Raw genomic sequence first — 20720 nt, forward strand, 5'->3', positions numbered from 1 at the left:
GTATTAATTTTAAATTAATTCTAAAAATTATTTTTTATATAAAATCATTAATAATCTAAATACCAATTAAATACATCTGACCTAAAACCGACAGTAAACCAAGTTGTTTGTTCTTTAAATACAGTTGACGTATTTGTTGTAGGATCAAAATTTCGATATAAAAAATTACCGAAAAATTTCAAATTAGTAGCTGGATTCACTAGATAGCCCACCTGAATTTCTGTAATGAAAAGACTTGTTTTATTTCCTTGTCCAACTTTCACATCTTTGTCATACGGCCTGTTTTCATCGTAGTCTTTATATATGTTTTGTCCATAGTTAAGTTTATTATCGGCTGTGTCAAAATCAAGACCTCGGGTTCCTAAAGTAAATTTAGCATTCGAATAAAAACGATCTTTATGATAATAACCTAACAAAACTAACTCCTGAAAATTCCCTCCCCATTGATGGCCCAAACTTTGGTTGTTATGTCCATAATTGGTAATCGGTTCACTATGTGAGTACACATAAGGTCGAACATGATTGAATTCCAATTGCAATAGCAAATTATCGACATGAAAAGCGTTGAAATATTTTGCTCCTATTTGATAACCCAATTTATTTTTCCAACTGTTATCACCGGCAGCTATATCACTTGTAGAAAATTCATCGATAAGAAATTGACCATAAAGATTTACCTGATTGTTCCATTTGTACTTATAACTCAATCCCAAAACCGCATTACCGCTTCTCGAAGAAGAAGAAAACTCAACTGCTCTATAAAACACTATTGGGTTTATAAAATTCGCATCAAAACCTCGGCCATTAGTATTTGTCCAAATAACCGATTCAAAAAAACCTAAATTCAATTTATTTGAAACATTCCAACTCAAATAGTGGCTCACCATATATTTGGATGCATAGGTTCTATCAACGGTAACTTCTGGTCGAACATCCTTTAGCCACATATAATTTACAGAATATTTGATTTTCCAAAAATTGGCATCAATCTTAAAAAAAGGATAGGGACTGGCCCCATCTCCCAAAAACAAGGAACGATAACCATCTCCGATAAAATTTTTCCCATATCCCAATTGCAAATCCAAAAATTTTGCAGCATTATAGGAAATATTGGCATCCGCCATAGGAAAGTCATAGGCGTCCGAATTATACGATTTTGCAATACCAATTCCTGGAATAATTGCAGGATTCCCGCCAGATGGCTTTATCGAATTGGCATAAGCATTATAGTAATCGGCAAAACGGCCTTGACTCTCATAAAAAGTGGTGGTGAAATTCAAATGCTTACCAAGGCCTCCTTTAAAATTAAGTGCTCTTGTATTGACAAATGTATAATCTGACTTACTTGGATTGGAGATTCCTCCTTGAACATTAAACAAAAAATTCAAAGCAAACCAATATCCTTCGCCTTTAATTTCGGCCAAATTTTCATTCCATACTTTACGACCCCACCAACCTGATTTATTTTTCATAAGGCCGGTATTGACTTTCTGAAAATTATAATACTTTTCAACCTCGGCATAAGTATATGGTTTCGAAGCGGTATGATTATTACTTCCTACCTGGTTTATTTGACCATCAAATTGGGCATAATAACTGTGCGAAAAAGGAATCGCCAGATGGCTTGAAAATTGAGGATTATCAAAACGTTTATAAACAATACTGTCCAACTCTGTCAAACCCTGATTTAAGTTGATGTTTTCTTTTTTTGCCAATGTTGAAGCCGCAATTTGCTCAGGAGACTGCAATGGAATATCAATACTTATATTAAACTTGGAATAGGTAGGATTTCCGGCATAAGTAGGCGGATCAATTTTAGGAAAACCAGTAAAAACCCTTTTGGTTTCAGCAATGAGCTCTTCATTATTGGAATTCACATACAGCACTTTAAACGTTCCCGTAACATCAACTTCAAAAAGCACTTTTACAAGTCCTTTGTAATTATTCTGCTGCAATTTTTCAGGAACTTTAAAATTATGATATACGAATTGTTGCACTTCGTTATAGAAGCAATTTTTTAAATCTTCTCCCTGCAAATTTTGACAATTTGAAAAAACAGGAAAACGCTCATCGGAAGATTCCAACTGATTTGAAGTTGGAGTTTGTGCATTTCCGACTAATGCATTAAAAAGTAAAATAAAAAAAATAAAGTTTTTAATCATTTGAATTTTATATCTAATCAATACTGAGAAGAAGTCTCTTCCCCATTTGCAATCGCTTTAGCACCCGAAGTTCCAATGCGTTTTACACCGAGCTCAATCATTTGTAGTGCTTCGTTATAAGTTCTCACACCACCCGCCGCTTTAACAGGAAGCGGTGATGCATTTTCAAGCATAATTTTAACAGAAGAAACCGTTGCACCATTGGGCAAATTATTCTCTGTTTTATAAAAACCAGTTGATGATTTCACAAAGACAGAGCTAAATGCATCTTCCTCAAAATTTGAAATTATCACGTTTTTAATCAATGCTGATAATTGAGTAATTTGTAATTCATTGAGAGCAGCCACTTCAATAATCCATTTTACGGTTTTATTGTGGCTCAATCCTAATTGTGTTCCTTTTAGAATTTCTTCTTTTACCAAGTCAATATCACCTGCTTTGAACGCTTCATAATTACAGACAAAGTCCAAATCATCGGCACCGTTTTGAATACATTCAAGTGCTTCATCCAATTTTTTTCTCAAAGACGACTTCCCTTCCGGAAAGTCAATTACGGTTCCAACCAACACTTTCGATTGTGCTGCAACAATCATTTTCTTTGCCAAAGAAACTCTATTAGGGCGAATCATTATCAATTTAAAACCTTCGTCTATTGCCTCCTGAATAAAACCCTGAGCCACAGCTATATTTTCGTTTTCGCTCAAACTAGCTTGAACATCTGTTTTTAAATAAGTTGAATCCAAATAATTCCTAATGTTCATCTTTAGAATTTAAGAAGTTAAACGCCGTAAAATTACGTTATTCGAACGATATCCCCTCAATGGAATATCATACAAAATAAAAAAACCCACCGAAGTGGGTATTATTTTTTTAAAATTAAATTTAAAATATTGAATTTATTACAAATCACTATAACAAAAACAGCCAATATCGTTCCAACTGAATTGGCTACAATGTCGAAAACATCTGCGTTTCTCGAAGTGGTTATTAAATTTTGCAATATTTCTATTATTATTCCAAAAACAAATGAAAACACAACCGAATACACCAAAGGTTTAACTATGCTATCTATTTGTAAATGTTTATTAAAAAACAAAAACCAAACAAAAGTAAACACTAAATGAAAAAAAGTATGAATACATTTATCAAGGTTTGGAATGTTTATAACTGGAATTTCATTTGAATTAACTAAACAAAAATAACTCACAATCCCTGTCCACAACAAAGCAACCAAAAACAAAAGATATTTAGGCACCTATAAGTTCTTTATACGCTTCACTTGAAAGTAACTCCTCTACTTCTGACAGATTAGAAACTTTTATTTTAATCATCCATCCAGCACCATAAGGATCCGCATTAACACTTTCTGGATTGCTTTCTAAAGCATCATTGAATGCAATAATTTCACCAGACAAAGGAAGAAACAAATCAGATACTGTTTTTACTGCTTCAACAGTTCCAAAAACCTCATCTTTATCCAAAGTTTGATCCAAAGTTTCTACTTCAACATAAACAATATCTCCTAATTCCTTTTGTGCAAAATGAGTGATTCCCACTGTAGCAACATCTCCTTCAAGACTAACCCATTCGTGATCTTTTGTGTACTTTAAATTTGCTGGTATGCTCATAAAATTATAATTGAAAATTAATACTTATTTTTTGTACAAATGTAACAATCTTATACACAATTATGGTTTAGATATTCAAAATTAATTTCCAAAAGTGTAACGAAAAGTAAATCCGGAACTAATATTCGTTAATGGAAACGAAGTTGAAATAACCGGTTTTGAGAAAGAATGATTGTAATAAAAGATTATAGTTAAGTTTTTGCTTAAGGAATAATCGGCTGTGGCATTCAATGTCCATATATTTTGCCCACCACCCAACTGATTATTATCATAATCCAGATAACGAACAATGGTTTGATTGTCTCTGTACGTCAAATCAACTTTGATATTAATATCACTTTTTATAACACCTGTTGGATTATCGGCCAATCTGGAAGAGAAAATAACATCTTTTATACGGTATCCTGCACCTATCACATATTCTACACCATGTACTTCGGTCAATAAATTATTGTCAAAACTCATTGATAACGCTCTATCCTTATTGATTTGTGTCAATATTTTAAATGAATTTTTTAACTCGAAATCAATCCTTACTAACGGATTAAACTGTTCGACCAAAGTAACATTAGACATAATCGTTGGGTTATAAAAATTCCCGCTATCATCAACCCCATTAGGGTTATTCGTATAATTAAAATTCGATCTAAATGAATTTACAGTATATGAGGCTCTGTAGTTTTGCTGCAAAGAAAAACGCTTAAATGTATCCTTAAAAAATTTGTATCGCATCAACCCAGTATACTTTATAGCCCAATTAGGCAATGGAAAGCTTTTGAAAATATCAAATGAAACTTTATCGGCACTTGTACCAGAATAAGCCGCTAAAAAAGCAGGCAACAAAACCGCTTGATTGGAACTGGAATACCCAATAGGATACCCTTTCGAATCAATATTGGCTGGGTTATTAATATCAATCCCTCTTTCTGTTGCTAATCTGTTAGCGACAGAAAGCCTGTTGTTTCTAAACTGATCGAATGCCGTAGAACGGACTTCGTTACTGGTTGAAAAAGAAGTCCCTATCAATACTGTCGAAATGGAAAAAAGACCAAAACTATACGGTGATCTAGGATTGTAGCTTCCATCAGCTCCAACATCGTACTGCTCTGAAAAATTTTCGGAATAGGAACGATCACCAAGTAAATCAATCTTTAAATCCGGTGTCAACTCCAAATTGGCCGACCCTTTAAACTCTTGTTTATTAACACTGGTGTAGTTTTGATTAAATTCCTGATAAGTAGTCAACCAACCTCTTTTGGCTGCCTCATATCGCACATCATTTTGACTACCAAAAACAAATCCCAAAGTAGGTTTTGAAGTCCCAAAGAATCCGACACTAGGGATATACCCTGGCAGAACAGTTCCTTGGTTCTCAGTAAAACTAAGATTTATGCTTTTCACACTAGTTAATATACCCTTCAATCCATCCACAAACTGGTTTTGGTTAATTTTTTTTAATGGATCTGCTTTTACAATTTTTTCACCAGGCTTAGGTGCTGCAACAGGCTTTGGCTTAGAAGCTGAGCTTTTGGAAATCCCTATATATTTATACAAGGTTTCCATATTGAACGTGCCATTCAAATTTGTTGACCTGGCGTTCTGCACCGTATTTCCCAAATTATACGATGTCCCGCCAATATCTATATTACTCAATGCCATAGAGGCTTGCTGCCAACTGTAATCACCCGTGTAGGAATAATTGGCTTTAATGAAACTTAAAAAAGGAATCTTATCGAAAGGAATTTCATAATTCAAAATAAACTGTTGCATATGAAAATTGGCCGTTCCTGTATCAAAATAACCATCCCAAATGGTAACATCATTAATTGGCTCATCATTCTCATCCAAGTAATTCTTCACAAGGTTTCTCGAAGCTGCAGTATAATTTATTTTTAATGATTTTGTCAGATTAAAATTAAAACCATATTGGTAATTAAAGCCAAAATTTCTTCGATACAATGGTTCAAAACCGATACCAATATCTTCAATTTGTCTAAATTGTTGTTCATTACTTTGTCTGACCACATTGGTATTAAAAGTAACACTCGATGGCAAATAATTAAAATTAAAATCCTTTAAAAACTTCCAATAACTACTTTTTGACACGAACTTCGTTTTCTGGAATGGTTCAATTGGTTTTGGCTGAAAAGCAAATGCATAATCAACAGTCGTTCTGGATTGCTGATCTACATTCTTTTCAATTTCAAAATCGTGACGCTCCACTTCGTTATAATACTGTGAAAAAGTAAAGTTTTCGGCATCATATGGCATCGGTTTCTTCTCTGCGCTTCTTTCTTTTCGAACCCCAATCAAATTGATACTTTTGCGTTTGGTATAATCAATTGCCTGATTCAATTTACTTTTTCTTTCAGCTTCAGTATCGGCATCATCCAAAACTTGTTTCAGTTTGATATCTTCATAAAAAGGATCATATTCCGGTTTTATAATTTCCTCTCCAATAGAATAATTAAAAGGAACATTAACTCCCCATTTATTAGGTAAAAATTTCCCTAAATTAATATTGGTCACCACATTGTACTGTTGAATATCCTCTCTGCTTCTTTCATTTGGCCCCTGCTCAATAGTACCAAAACCAAAGTTTTTGATATTACCTGTAAATGAAACTGTGGCCAAATCAGCAAAATTGGTATCTATGTTTAACAAAGCAGCCATACCGCCTTTATTATCCATATCAGCCAAACGAAGTTCATTGAACCACACTTCTCCTTTTACATCTTGATGAAGCTCATTACTTTTTAAACCAAGCATTATATTTCGAATTAAACCTAAATTCGGATTACCCTTGATTCCCAAACGCAGTTTACTGTTTCCATCACCGCTAGCTTCATTGGGATCATCATCTGAATAATAAATTCCATCTGCTGGCAAAGTCGATTTGTCTATTTTCAAAGACTTAAGTTTTAACTGAGTCAGTAATTCCAAAGACAAATCTATTTCGTTATCCGATGGCCATACTAATTCTGGGTTCAATGGCAAGCAATCTTTCCCTCCAGACGCAGATGCCACTGTAACTTTCAAAGGAATTTCTACTTGATAAAAGTCATTGGAATAATCTGCCCCAAAACGCAAGAAAGCCACCATTTGGTTGTCCTGCAAAGCGGTTTCATTTGGCAAAGATTCAGCATGCAAAAACATTTTAAGCTTGTTGTATTGACGCATGTCAATATTGAAATTTTTGAAAGCACCGCGTCCATCCAAAGGCTCAAGCCCTTTTCCGGAAACCCTCATCGACAACGATTGCTCATCCTGATTAATAACCGTATTGTTATTATACAATTGCTCCCTTACCACACTTGGCGGACTCACATAATTTATCGGACATCTACTGGAATTCTCCTCAATATTTACGGATGCTGTTTCAAAAATAGTTCCATCATCATCCACATTCAAATCATTAAAATCCAATGCTTGTGTATAACGTCTCCATTCTCCCCTTATCAAATCCAATGCACCGAAACGCAAAGTAACTTGATCCGTAAAATTAGTCATAAACATTCGCATGAATCGGATAGACCTAAAATCCGAAATTTTACCGATAGTGTTTTCGGGTTGTGAAATCGGAATTTTAAATTGAATCCATCTCGCCTCGGTTGAACTGCCGTTTGGCAAAGTAACAACCGTATTTCTTATGTCAGCAATGTAATTCTGACCTACAGTCATATCCGGTTTCATGTCAACACTGTATTCATAATACGCATTAATGGTATTCATTGTATTGTCTCTATTCACATCCTCTACATCTGGAATGGTCGAAGAACCTCTGTTTGGAGAATTAATATTTACATTTGAATTTCCATCAACACCATTGTAATTTTTATAACGATCCAATACGCTGCCCGAAGTATTTAAATAATAAAGATAATCATCCCCTGCAGGATCGGATTCCGAAGCATAATTAGAATACACTTTTGCTTCACCAGTAGATGGAAGTCCGTCCAATCCAATATCTTGGTTGGTTCGGTTGCCTTCATTATTATCAAAAGCATAAATTAAAGATTGGGAAGCGGGCGCATTTCCCCATACTGGAGGAGGATTCACTACAACTTGGTCGGGACCAAAACCATTCTCATATACTTTTCTTCCATCTTTCAAAACATCTTCCGAAATTTCTCCAAGGTTGAAATAGACTTTTCCCGTGTTCGATTTAGGAACACTCCCCGCACCTACATAGGGATCCATAACCCAAAACTGAATATACTCTACGTTACTTTGCTCAAAATTGGTAGAACTCAGCGATCTTACTATACCTCCAAAATTTTCATTGGGATTGTCAGAGACAATCGAGGAATTATTGTAAGGTCCACGATCTTTTGGATAATAACTCATATCCAGTGTATTCACCACCAGTGACTGCCCTTGAACAATATCTGTCAATGGATACAATTCTTCGCTATAAACTCTCCTTGTTGTATTCAAAGACAAATCATCATTTGTTATTCCAGATGGCTTTGAGGTATAAAAAACAGGATCTATTGAATACCATGCCAATTTGGCTCTTTTGAAACCATAATCCAAGCCTTCTAAATTTCCATTAAAATTATAAAGACTGGAAGCATTATTCTCTGGAGTAGAAGACAAAGTCCAAGCGTAAGGAGAACGCAAATCGATAGAAGACTGAGAACTTTCGAAATCATCCACATAAATAGTGGATTCCCCCTGAAATTTATCTCCATCGGCTGCATTTGGCATCAAATAAGCTACTTCACCGCTTACTGAAATATTCGAAGGAACATCGGTGTCAATATTGGGCAATTTATTAACCAAACGGGTAAAAAACGGAACTTGAGAAGAATAATTTCCATGCAATCCAAAAATGCTATTATTCACGGATTCTTGTCCATAACTAGATTTTTGAGTAAACGGCTTCTCTTTCATGTTTAAGAAAGTAGCTCCAACCATGAAATTTTCAGATATTAAATGATCTACATTTACTCCAAAAAACCTTCTGGTTTGTTGTCCAAAAACCGAATTGTTTTCCAATGAAATTTCGATTGGAGTATTCGATGCCTGCAATGACGGATCCAAAATTTGGACTCTGCCCAGTTGATAATTGACACTATAATCAACACCCTCCATTAAAACCCTACCTGCTGCGGTTACTTTTACTGAACCAATAGGAACATTGAATGCTCCAATAGGAATACCATCTCCACCTACAGATTTATACCTTCCTCGCAAAAGAAACTTGTTCACTTCCGGATTTTGAATAGCTCCAGCTTGGGTAACCCGGTACATATATGGATTTACGTATTTTTTTTGATTTTCGTTATAAGTACTTACATCATTATAATCTTGCGTAGATCCTTGATCTTTCAACTTATTAAACAATAATTCACCAAAAGGCTCCTTACTCGTAAAAATAATTCTACCATTCTGGGTATCCACTGTTAGGCCTTGAATAAAATCAAAAAAACCATCGCCTCCAGCTTGTGGATCATTGTTAAAATTCAACTTGTCCAAATTAAGTACCTTCAATAAAGTAGTGTTTTCTACTGTATTTTCAGGAGTTGGATTAGCCGGAAAAGGGAATCCGTCCACAGGAGTAATATAATTTAAAGCCGATGGATTTTTGTATAAAATATTCAATCTAAAATCTTCCTGTTGCAATTGGTAAGCTCCTTGAATTTGATAAATATTTTTCATCATCAAATTCCAAACTGGGTTCGTTACATTGGTCAAACTGCTTTTTAACATTTTCAGAATTAAAGTCTGAGAAATAATCGTTTGATTAGATGGCTGGTTCCCTCCAACAACAGTTGCCTCAACACCATCATTTCCAAATTCACCCACCTGATACACTTTGTCACCAATAGAATACTGATAAGCTACCGCCAAAATCTCGTCATTCCCTAATTTTTGCTGTAAAGAAATATATCCCAACTGAGGATTAAAAGTATATTCGTTAGACAATAACTTTCTGGCATTCTCCAATTTTGAATAATCTTGCCCTTCGCTAACATCAATTGAAGGTGAGAATCCAGAACTTGCAGTTACAATTTCACGAATATTATCATTCAAATAACCTGTATTGGTCTTAATTAAAGCCGGATCGTATAAGTTATTTGTATTGTCCGAAGGAGAATCAATTGGCTTAACAAACATTCCTGTGGATGGATTCAGCACCACTACTTTATTATCAGGCAATCCCGTAATTTGTGCCTCACCTAAATCCTGAAGCGCAATAATATTTCTTAGGTTATTACTGGTGGTGTTTACACGGTTTTGTCTATTCGTAATCCAAACTTCCAGCCTTGTTATTTGAACCCTGGAATCAATAAAAGGGTAATTTTTCAATGATGCATCGTATTTATCTCTAAAATATTGGGATAAAAAGAAGTGCCTATCATTATCATAATCCAAACCATACATTTCAAATTCCTGAATAGTTCCTCCACCTTGGGCAATTACACTTTTGGCTTGCGATTTTTGTTCCGAAAAAACGCCTGTAACAGTTGTTTTACCAAACTGCAATTCCGTTTTTACACCAAATAAACTTTGTGCTCCTTGTATCAAAGTACTGTTCAAAGGCATACTAACATTCCCGACTTCTATTTTTCGAACAATATCGTCGTCAGCCGGGGTATATTCTAATTTTAATAAATTTTGAAAAGCAAAGGTGGACTGGGTATCAAAATTGGCATTAACCTGAAGCCTTGTCCCTACTTTTCCTAACAAACTCATACTTATCCTTTGATTAAAATCAAACGAAGTATTCGTTCTATTCCGAGGAGAAAAAGCCGGATTATCCTGTTTGGTATATAATACTCCCAGATCAATCTCGATGGAACCAGTTGGCTTCACATCTATGGTATTACTTCCGAAAATGGATTCAAAAAGCCCTGATTTTATATAATACCTAGGCAATAAATCCTTTTTGGCGGCATCGCTTCCTTCTTTATTCCCATCGATTGCATCCAACTTTTTGTTAAAATAATTACTCATTGATTCTTTTAGCATCAATTTTTCATACTCAGCAGGAGTCAAAACAATAGGGTAATTGATATTGAAATCGTCTACGGAATTGGTATAGACATAAGTATTGGTAACTGGGTCATACGTATAGGCAGACAAAATACTCTGAGGATTTGCCAGCTGGATTTCACCAACATCATATCCTTTTTTGATAGTATCTTGAACAACACCTTGCACTTGAGCCTGCGATATAAAACCACAAAAAAATACCAGCAAAAAAATGTAAATTTTATGCATATCGATTAGGCTTCTAATATCCTCTTATAAGTTTTTTAAAGCTTTTTTAATTATAGTCTCCACAGTAGCTTCTGGATCTTCTTTGATGATTTTTTCAATGATTTTTTCAGATGTTTTTCGAACAAAACCAAGAACCTCTAGAGCAGATAACGCCTCATCTTTATTTGTATTGCTCAATGACATTGAAACTTCATCTAAATCATACAATTTTAACACTTTTTCTTTTAAATCAAGAATTACTCTTTGAGCCGTTTTACTACCAATTCCTTTTATTTTTTGAATGGTAACCACGTCTCCCGAAGCAATCGCATTAATAATTTGTTTGGGATCCAAAGAAGAAAGCATTGTTCGTGCAATACTAGCTCCAATTCCAGATACCGACAGCAACATTTTAAAAATTTCTCTTTCTGATTTCTCCACAAAACCGAACAAAGTATGGGCATCTTCTTTTATTTGAAGATACGTATAAAGTTTTATAAAATCGGCATTGGGAAGTAATGAATAAGTGTGCAAAGATATATTTACGTGATAACCAACTCCACTACAGTCTATCACAACATCTGTAGGTGATTTTTCTACTAATTTTCCTTGTAAATGTGCTATCATAAAATATATTATCTGTTCAAATATAATAAAATTTGAGATTAAAAGACAAATGTATTGCGTTTAATGGAGTCCCTTTTAGAGTATAAACCAACACCTTACATTTTAATCTTAAAATCTCAAATTTTAATCTCTGGGTACTTTTAAATCTATTTCCCTTTTAACCTTAAACTTTTTTCTTGTGCATCAATTACTGCAATTGCAGCCATATTTACCATTTCTTCAACACTGGCACCCAATTGAAAAACGTGAACTGGATGTTTCATTCCCATCATAATTGGTCCGATTGAACCTACTTTATCCAACTCTTTCAAGAGTTTATAAGTAATATTTGCAGATTCTAGATTTGGAAAAACCAAGGTGTTTACTTTTTTTCCAGCTAGTTTTGAAAAAGGGAATTTAGCAGACAACATATCTGGATTCAAAGCAAAATCAGCTTGAACTTCACCATCAACAATAATTTCCGGATGATTTTCATGTAAATAAGCTACAGCTTCTCTCACTTTTGAAGCACTTTTATTCACAGAAGAACCAAAATTTGAATACGATACCATCGCAATCACGGGTTCAACCCCAAACATTTTTGCAGTATTGGCAGTCATTACAGCAATTTTAGCCAATTCCTCAGCAGTTGGATCTACATTTATCGCCGTATCCGACAAAAACATCGGACCACGATTAGTCATCATAATATTTGTGGTAGCCACCAAAGAAACATTCGGGGCTTTGCCTATTATTTGCAACATCGGTTTCACAACTGAAGGATAACTTCTGGAATGTCCAGAAACTAAAGCATCAGCTTCACCAGTATTCACCATCATTGCAGCGAAATAATTTCTCTCTCTCATGAACTTTTCAGCATCAAAAAGTGAAACTCCATTTCTTTTTCTAGACTCCCATAATTCTGTAGCGTATCTTGTTCTTCTTTCTTGCTCTTCGTCAAGTTTTGGATCTACAATTTGAACATCAGCATCAAAACCAAGTTCTTCTTTTAATTCCAATATGATTTCTTTATTCCCTAATAAAATTGGGAACCCAATACCTTCTTCATAAACAATTTGGGCTGCTTTTAAAACATCGAGTTGTTCCGCTTCCGCAAAAACAATTCTCTTAGGATCGGTTTTGGCTCTATTGGTAATCATTCGGATCATCTTATTGTCATTACCCAAACGATTCAAAAGTTCTTCCTCATACTTTTCCCAATCCGTTATCGGATTCAATGCCACACCTGATTCCATTGCGGCTTTGGCAACTGCAGGCGCAACAACAGCAATCAACCTAGGGTCAAAAGGCTTAGGAATGATATATTCTCTACCAAAACCTAATTTAGTAGCTCCATAAGCTATATTTACTTGTTCTGGAACATTCTCTTTGGCAAGGGCAGCAAGTGCTTTTACGGCAGCCATTTTCATAGCCTCATTGATCTTGGTGGCGCGAACATCAAGTGCTCCTCTAAAAATATATGGAAATCCAAGTACGTTATTTACCTGATTAGGATGATCAGAACGTCCTGTTGCCATAATAACATCTTTACGTGTTGAAATAGCAAGATTGTATGCAATTTCAGGATCTGGATTTGCCATGGCAAAAACAATAGGATTATCTGCCATTGCCAATAACATTTCAGGAGTCATCACATTTGCGGTAGATAGCCCCAAGAAAATATCGGCTCCTGTTAATGCTTCTTCAAGGGTAAGAGAAGCTCCTTCGACAGCATATTTCAATTGTAATTCAGACAAAGCAGAATTATCTTTGGTCAAAAGACCTTTACTGTTGAACATTAAAATATTCTCTCTTTTCACTCCTAATAAAACATACAAATCGGCACAGGCTATAGCTGCTGAGCCCGCACCAGACACAACCATTTTTACATCTTCTGCTTTTTTATCAGCCAATTCTAATGCATTAATTAAGGCTGCTGAAGATATAATTGCTGTTCCATGCTGATCGTCGTGCATTACCGGAATATTCAATTCTTCAACAAGTCTACGCTCGATTTCAAAAGATTCTGGCGCTTTAATATCTTCAAGATTTATTCCACCAAAAGTTGGCGCAATATTCTTTACTGTCTGGATAAATTCTTCAACATTTTCGGTCCCAATTTCGATATCAAACACATCAATATCAGAAAATATTTTAAACAAAAGACCTTTTCCTTCCATTACTGGTTTTGAAGCTTCTGGCCCAATGTTACCAAGTCCCAAAACGGCAGTTCCATTTGTGATAACGGCCACTAAGTTCCCTTTAGCAGTATATTTATAAACATTATTGATGTCTTTTGCAATTTCCAAACAAGGTTCAGCAACTCCTGGAGAATAAGCCAAAGACAAATCTCTTTGGGTTGCATATTTTTTGGTAGGAACTACTTGGATTTTACCTGGAGTTGGTTTTGCGTGATACAATAACGCTTCTCTTCTTTTACTGTTTTTATCCATTTTTTATTTTTTTTCTTATACACAAAGGTAACGGACTTCCTTTAAAACAGAAGCCTTTATCCCTTCCTTTTATTAAAATTTAAGATAATTTATAACCAAAAAAAATAGCTACACATGATGTAGCTACTCTATAGTATTTATAACTAACTGTTATTGTGAAATATAAGAATCCAAATGTTTTATGGTTTCTTTTTGAACTTCTATTATCGACTTTACAACATCCCCAATTGAGACAAGCCCAACTATCTCTCCATTTTCAATCACTGGTAAATGTCTAATTCTCCTTTTACTCATTAATTCCATACAATAATCCAAATTATCCGATGGTTTAACGGTTACCACATCACTTTCCATGATTTCACTTACAGGTGTTTTCTTTGAAGATTTATCTTTTAAAACAATTTTTCTGGCATAATCTCTTTCCGATAAAATTCCTTTTAAAGCCCCTTCTTCAATTACAAGAATTGCCCCTATATTTTTCTCTCCCATAACCCTCAAGGCTTCGAAAACAGTAATGGTCGAAACAATTGAAAAAACGGACCTTCCTTTTGTGCTTAGTATTTGATTTACAGTCATAATGGATAAATTTTAGAATGTTAAATTTAGAAAAAAAACATATACGGAAAGTAAAAAAAATCAAAAAACTTCTTTACCAAAATAATTTTGCTGGATATACTAACAAAACTATTATGCTTCTAATTACCTCCCAAAATTTACAAACTGTATTAATTGCACACTTGTACCCAGCAAAGCCATTTTTTACAATATAATCAGACTAGATTCTAACCAAACAATTATTTCATCGAAACAATAATAAATTCGCTTCGTCTATTGGCTTGATGCTCTTCTTCAGTACATATCACGCCATCAGAACAATTATTTACCAACTGAGATTCCCCGTAACCATTTCCGATCAAGCGAACCGAATTGATGCCGTTTTTTACTAACCAATCCACAGTGGCTTTGGCTCTTTTATTTGATAATTTATCATTATACTTAGCCGTTTGGCGACTATCTGTATGCGATCGCACCTCGATTTTCATTTCAGGGTATTCTTGCATCACAGCCAATACTTTTGCCAATTCATAAGCCGCATCTTTACGAATGGAAGATTTATCTAAATCAAAATAAACAATCGGAATATTCAGTGTTTTGGCTAAATCAGTTCCAACACTTATTGGTTTGATGCGACGCTCCAACGCAATGGGAAGGTCTTTACTGCCAGAAAAAGTTTTTGATTTGACAGAAACCTCATTAGTCTGATAATCCTCTTTTTCACCTCTTACATAATAGGTCTTACCACAGTCCACAGGAAAACTATAACGTCCTTGTGCATCGGTTTGAACCACTTGCAGCGGCTTGAAATTGGCATCAAACAAACTCATCTTAACATTCGTTAAAATTTCACCTGAATCCGAGTCTGTTACCAATCCCGATAGCGTTTGTTCACAAGTCAATTTTTTATTCTCAACAAATCTATAAATATCATCGTATCCTTGACCTCCTTCTCTATTAGAGGTAAAAAATCCGTTTCTATTTTTACTGTTAATTAAAAAAGCAAAGTCATCCTGCTTACTATTAATCGGTTCACCTACATTTTGTAAACTATAAAAGCTGTTATCTGTTCCTATTCTAGCCACAAAAATATCCAATCCACCTAAACCTGGTCTCCCATCACTTGCAAAATACAATTCGTTATCCTTGGAGATAAAAGGAAAAGTTTCTCTTCCTTCGGTATTAACTTCGGGACCAAGATTTTCTGGAACTCCATAGGTTCCATCGGCATTTACTATGACTCTAAACAAATCCGATTGCCCTAATGTTCCGGGCATATCCGAAGCAAAATACAGCGTTTTTTCATCAACACTCAATGTGGGGTGTGCAACACTATACTCACTACTATTGAATGGTAATTCTGCTACATCACTCCATTGACCCTCTTTATCAAGTGTGGCTTTGTATAATTTAAGCAAAGTGTTTTTATTGGTATCTCTTCCTCTTTTGCCGTCAATAAAATTGTTTCGGGTAAAATACATCGTTTGACCGTCTTGCGTAAAAACAGGTGTAGATTCGTGGAACTTGGAATTAATCTTACGTTCGAATCGCTGTGGCACTCCCATTTCTCCGTCTGATTTAATCTCGGACCAATACAAATTGGTAAAAGATTTATTGGTCCATTTAAACACATTTTTAGACACGCCTCCAGTATCTCTGGCTGAGGCAAACACCAATTTATTTTCCAAAAACGAACTACCATAATCAGAAAAAACTGAGTTTACTCCAGCATCCACTACTTGAAAGCGACCTGAATTGGCTTTGATTTCTTCAAGGTAATTTCGATTGTCTTTGAACAGAATCCCTCTTTTATCATTATTAGTTTTTTGATTGAACTGCTCAAGCATTTGATCTGCTTTAGCATAATTTCCTTTGGATTTTAAAGTCTGGGAATAACGATAAAAATACTCTGGCTCTTGATTGGGATATAAGGTAAAAAGTTGCTCATACCACTTTAAAGCCTGTGAAAATTCAGCTTTAAAGTAATAGGCATTCCCTAGTTTTTGAAACATTTTCTCGTCTTGGTGTCCTTTTGCAGCAACTTTCTCATAATTATCGATCGCATCTACATAAGCAAAACGATCGTAATCTTTTTCAGCTCTGCTTTCGGTTGCTTTTTGGGCAAATCCGCATAAAAAGAAAACACTAAAGAACAGACTATATAGTAAATTTTTAATTTTCATATATGTAAAATTTATTTGTCAGTGATCATATATGCATCGCCTTTTTACTTTTTGACATTTGCTCACGCAAACTTCTAATTAAAGACGACATCATAGGTTTCGGTTTTTAGAAGAATCTTGGGGAGATTATTTTATCGTATTTATTGAACAATTCGTATCGCAAAAAGATTTCATGAGAACCGGAATTGTATTTCGCAAATTCAGTAGTATCAAAATCATAACTGTATCCAATAAACCATGAATCACTGGCTTGAAATCCTACCATAGCACTCATTGCGGCACTCCATCTATAAGCAAGTCCTGCAACAAATTTTTCGTTCATCATGAAATTGGCAGATACATCCACTTGCAAAGGAGCTCCTTGAACATATTTGGTTTCCAAAGTCGGTTTCAATTTTAGGCTTGGATTCAAATCGAACACATAACCCGCTATCAAATAATAGTTGATTTTCTCTGTAGCAATATTGCTTGAAGAACTCGATGTCGCTGATTTATCAAAATGTTCGGTTTCAATCAAATTCGGTGCCGATATTCCGATGTAACTATTATCAGAGTGCAAATAGAATCCAACTCCGATATTAGGAGAAAATTTATTATCGATGTTATCCTGATACAAATTAGGATCACCAGGTTGATAAGTAAGTTTACTAAAATCTATACTTAACAAATTGGCACTGGCTTTTAATCCAAAAGAGAGTTTATAGCTCTCCGATGCTGGTATTGTATATGAAAAATCCACCGCAATATTATTCTCTGTAGAAATTCCAATTTTATCGTTTACAACAGACAATCCCAATCCCAATTTACTTTCATTTAAAGGAGTATTAATAGAGAAAGTATTCGTTACTGGGGCTCCGTCTACCCCAACCCATTGATTTCGATGCAAAGCAAATATACTCATCGATTGCCTGGATCCTGCATAGGCTGGATTAACCACAATCGTATTATACATGTATTGGGTATATTGTGCATCTTGCTGGGCTGAACTGACAATAGTGAAAAGCATTACCACCAACCCGATTATTTTTGTTTTCATATGCTGTATTTTATTTATAATTTGGGGCTTATCTTACTATTTTCTATTCAAATACAAGTAACCTGATTTCTCAAAAGCATTGGAATCACTGTCTCTGTATTTCAGTATATAAAAATAGGTTCCCGCTGGTAATTCTTGTGATTTTTCGACTGTAACCCTACCTTCAGAAATACCTCTAAACACTATATCATCATTGTTATAATGATCGCGTTCAAACACTAAAACTCCCCAACGATTAAAAATCTCTATTGAATTGTCTGGATAACATTCTAATCCTTGTATAACCAACTTATCATATTTATCACTTCCATCTGGTGTTACTGCATTGTACACTTTAATTGCACATCCTGAAACTGTCAATACCGTAGGGTTGTCATTGACAATATTTATGTCATCTGATATATCCTGAACCACTCTACCATTTGGACCCGTTCCAAAAACTGTAGCCTGATTCGAAATGGATCCTTTATTAATATCCGTTTGCTTAATCACATATATTCCTTGGAAATGGGTTAAATTGGTTTCTCCTACGTTCAATGTTAATGGACTTCCTGTCATAACAACTCCAGGTAAGGGATCAACAATATTTATATTCGTTAATGGAACATTTCCTGTGTTGGTTACTTCGAAATTATAGGTAATAGTTTCACCAGCTTGGGCATAACCATCAGCATTTTCATCATTGAATTGGGCAGTTTTCACCAATGCAATACTTGGTCTGGATACAAATACTGTCATAGTAGCTGTACTACAATTACTCAGATTTGTTTTTTCGCAAATACTATAGGCCAATGTATATGTACCACCTGGTATATTAGACAATGCATTTAGCAATCCATTAGCTCCCATCGTGAAATTCGAGCTTGGAGTAAAGCTTAAAACTACATCAGCCAGATTTATAGGCAATCCATTAAAAGTATCATTGGCAATTGCATTAAAAATTCCATTTGAGGCAACTAACCCATCTATGGTACCCGCATCATCATTATTTGCTTTAATGCCAAATCTTGGTGATGCTGCACAACCAGATGTTGCTGCTGGATAATTCACAGTCACTGATTGTGATGGATTTAATACAAACTCCATAGTCACAGCCGGCCTTGTTAATTCGTATCCATCTACCCCTTGAATCCATTGTCCATTTACCAATAACCAACCTGGCCAATCAGTTGGGTTATTATTCCCATCAACTACTGCTCCTGGCCAAAGGACATTCCCTGTTAATTGCATATTACTTTGTGTTGCTACCACTCTATTTGAACTATCAATCCAATTTATAGTTAACAATCCTGTTGGTGTAAAATTATCTGCTACTACACTATATGAAACATAAGGCACATCATTAGAACAATAACTATTAGTGGTTATTGTCATTGTCGGCGCTATAACAATTAAGGTAACTGTAGCAGTATCACAATTTGTAGAATTCAATTGACTACAGATAGAATAAGTTAATGTGTAAGTACCAGCTGGTGCATTTGGAGCTAATTCAACCGTACCATCAGCTTTTAATGTCATAAAACCTGTTTGATCGTGATTTACAGTTGATAGCACTATATTACTTAGAGTAGCATTCGCTATATCAACACGATCATTAGTAAGTACATTCAAAATAGTTTGAGCAACATTGATCCCTACGATTGGGTCAATATTATCATCAGCAGCAAAAATAGTCGGAGGAGCAGGTGGTAGAAGGTCATCATCACCTATCGTTACCGTAGCAGTTGCATCAGCTGGTGTCGTGGTTACCGTAACTGAATTGTTAGTACTAACTAATGTAATAACTACAGTCTCTGATCCTTCGAATACATTATCATCTGTCACTATCACTGGAATTGAAACACTAGTTGTATTTGCAGGAATAATAATAGTATTAGAAATATTTACATAATCAATTCCATTAGCCGTAGTTCCCGTTACAGTATAAGTTACTTGAGTATCTGTAGCAATTGGATTTGTTAAGATAAATGTAAACTCACCATTCGTTATTGGTTCAGAGGCATTAGCTAGACTTGCTGCTACACTAACTATTGGAGTCGCATCATTATCATTAATTGTCGCTGTTCCGAATGGAGTTGTATTGCTAGTGTTTCCTGAAGTTACCGTACCGTTCAAAGCAAAACTCTCTGATGGTTCATCGGTAGCATCGTCTGTTGTTGGTACACTTACCGTTACGCTGGTTTGTCCCGCTGGGATCGTTACTGTCGTAGTCGTTGCAGTGTAATCCGATGTTCCGGCTGTACCTGTATTAGTTACAACATCAACTACTGTGTCCACTGAACTTGGAACGTCTATAGATACCATGAATACAGCATTGGCTCCTTCGATAACCGTTGGACTGCTGATGCTAACTATTGGAGTCGCATCATTATCATTAATTATCGCTGTTCCGAATGGAGTTGTATTGCTAGTGTTCCCTGAAGTTACCGTACCGTTCAAAGCAAAATTCTCTGATGGTTCATCGGTAGCATCGTCTGTTGTTGGTACACTTACCGTTACGCTGGTTTGTCCCGCTGGGATCGTTACTATCGTAGTCGTTGCAGTGTAATCCGATGTTCCGGCTGTACCGGTATTGGTTACAACATCAACTACTGTGTCCACTGAACTTGGAACATCTATAGATACCATGAATACAGCATTGGTTCCTTCGATAACCGTTGGACTGCTGATGCTAACTATTGGAGTCGCATCATTATCATTGATTGTCGCTGTTCCGAATGGAGTTGTATTGCTTGTGTTCCCTGAAGTTACCGTACCGTTCAAAGTAAAGTTCTCTGCTGGCTCATCGCTAGCATCGTCTGTTGTTGGTACACTTACCGTTACGCTGGTTTGTCCCGCTGGGATCGTTACTGTCGTAGTCGTTGCAGTGTAATCCGATGTTCCGGCTG

Annotated in this window: 11 protein-coding genes; all 11 read right to left on the reverse strand. The window is 35.4% G+C overall.

Translation table 11 applies throughout. The features are described 5' to 3' along the window. Window positions 1-47: 47 nt before the first annotated feature. On the reverse strand, window positions 48-2162 hold the full coding sequence (locus tag B0E44_RS05745; protein ID WP_077371404.1) for a gliding motility protein RemB: 2115 nt from the start codon (window positions 2160-2162) through the stop codon (window positions 48-50). Window positions 2163-2179: 17 nt separating this feature from the next. Next, entirely contained in the window at window positions 2180-2923 is a 744-nt protein-coding gene (deoC, locus tag B0E44_RS05750; protein ID WP_077371364.1) for a deoxyribose-phosphate aldolase, read from the reverse strand. Window positions 2924-3024: 101 nt separating this feature from the next. Next, on the reverse strand, window positions 3025-3417 hold the full coding sequence (locus B0E44_RS19015) for a VanZ family protein (protein ID WP_077371367.1): 393 nt from the start codon (window positions 3415-3417) through the stop codon (window positions 3025-3027). Beyond that, window positions 3410-3790, reverse strand: a complete 381-nt coding sequence (gcvH, locus tag B0E44_RS05760) for a glycine cleavage system protein GcvH (RefSeq protein ID WP_077371370.1) — start codon at window positions 3788-3790, stop codon at window positions 3410-3412. The genes B0E44_RS19015 and gcvH overlap by 8 nt, the downstream gene beginning before the upstream one ends. A gap of 81 nt (window positions 3791-3871) precedes the next feature. Beyond that, the gene (gene sprA, locus B0E44_RS05765) at window positions 3872-11020 is read right to left on the reverse strand and encodes a cell surface protein SprA (protein WP_077371373.1); all 7149 of its coding nucleotides are present in this window, start codon (window positions 11018-11020) and stop codon (window positions 3872-3874) included. A gap of 24 nt (window positions 11021-11044) precedes the next feature. After that, on the reverse strand, window positions 11045-11626 hold the full coding sequence (ruvA, locus tag B0E44_RS05770) for a Holliday junction branch migration protein RuvA (RefSeq protein ID WP_077371375.1): 582 nt from the start codon (window positions 11624-11626) through the stop codon (window positions 11045-11047). 146 nt (window positions 11627-11772) lie between these two features. Continuing rightward, window positions 11773-14058, reverse strand: a complete 2286-nt coding sequence (locus B0E44_RS05775; RefSeq protein ID WP_077371378.1) for an NADP-dependent malic enzyme — start codon at window positions 14056-14058, stop codon at window positions 11773-11775. A 150-nt stretch (window positions 14059-14208) separates the two neighbouring features. Then, window positions 14209-14634 (reverse strand): CBS domain-containing protein, encoded by a 426-nt coding sequence (locus B0E44_RS05780; protein ID WP_077371381.1) that lies wholly within the window; start codon window positions 14632-14634, stop codon window positions 14209-14211. Between the two features lie 218 nt (window positions 14635-14852). Beyond that, window positions 14853-16796 carry an OmpA family protein gene (locus B0E44_RS05785; protein ID WP_077371383.1) on the reverse strand — a complete coding sequence of 648 codons (1944 nt, stop codon included), beginning with the start codon at window positions 16794-16796 and terminating at the stop codon, window positions 14853-14855. A 106-nt stretch (window positions 16797-16902) separates the two neighbouring features. Continuing rightward, entirely contained in the window at window positions 16903-17832 is a 930-nt protein-coding gene (locus B0E44_RS05790; RefSeq protein WP_077371386.1) for a type IX secretion system membrane protein PorP/SprF, read from the reverse strand. Between the two features lie 36 nt (window positions 17833-17868). Next, window positions 17869-20720, reverse strand: a 2852-nt coding sequence (locus B0E44_RS05795) for a gliding motility-associated C-terminal domain-containing protein (protein ID WP_077371389.1), incomplete at its 5' end; no start/stop codon positions are given.

This window comes from Flavobacterium sp. A45, assembly GCF_002001005.1.
Classification (GTDB): Bacteria; Bacteroidota; Bacteroidia; order Flavobacteriales; family Flavobacteriaceae; genus Flavobacterium.

What these genes read in the sequence shown, in the direction of transcription:
- B0E44_RS05745 (WP_077371404.1), bottom strand. Translation starts at nt 2,162, where the DNA reads ATGATTAAAAACTTTATTTTTTTTATTTTACTTTTTAATGCATTAGTC.
- deoC (WP_077371364.1), bottom strand. Translation starts at nt 2,923, where the DNA reads ATGAACATTAGGAATTATTTGGATTCAACTTATTTAAAAACAGATGTT.
- gcvH (WP_077371370.1), bottom strand. Translation starts at nt 3,790, where the DNA reads ATGAGCATACCAGCAAATTTAAAGTACACAAAAGATCACGAATGGGTT.
- sprA (WP_077371373.1), bottom strand. Translation starts at nt 11,020, where the DNA reads ATGCATAAAATTTACATTTTTTTGCTGGTATTTTTTTGTGGTTTTATA.
- ruvA (WP_077371375.1), bottom strand. Translation starts at nt 11,626, where the DNA reads ATGATAGCACATTTACAAGGAAAATTAGTAGAAAAATCACCTACAGAT.
- B0E44_RS05775 (WP_077371378.1), bottom strand. Translation starts at nt 14,058, where the DNA reads ATGGATAAAAACAGTAAAAGAAGAGAAGCGTTATTGTATCACGCAAAA.
- B0E44_RS05780 (WP_077371381.1), bottom strand. Translation starts at nt 14,634, where the DNA reads ATGACTGTAAATCAAATACTAAGCACAAAAGGAAGGTCCGTTTTTTCA.
- B0E44_RS05785 (WP_077371383.1), bottom strand. Translation starts at nt 16,796, where the DNA reads ATGAAAATTAAAAATTTACTATATAGTCTGTTCTTTAGTGTTTTCTTT.
- B0E44_RS05790 (WP_077371386.1), bottom strand. Translation starts at nt 17,832, where the DNA reads ATGAAAACAAAAATAATCGGGTTGGTGGTAATGCTTTTCACTATTGTC.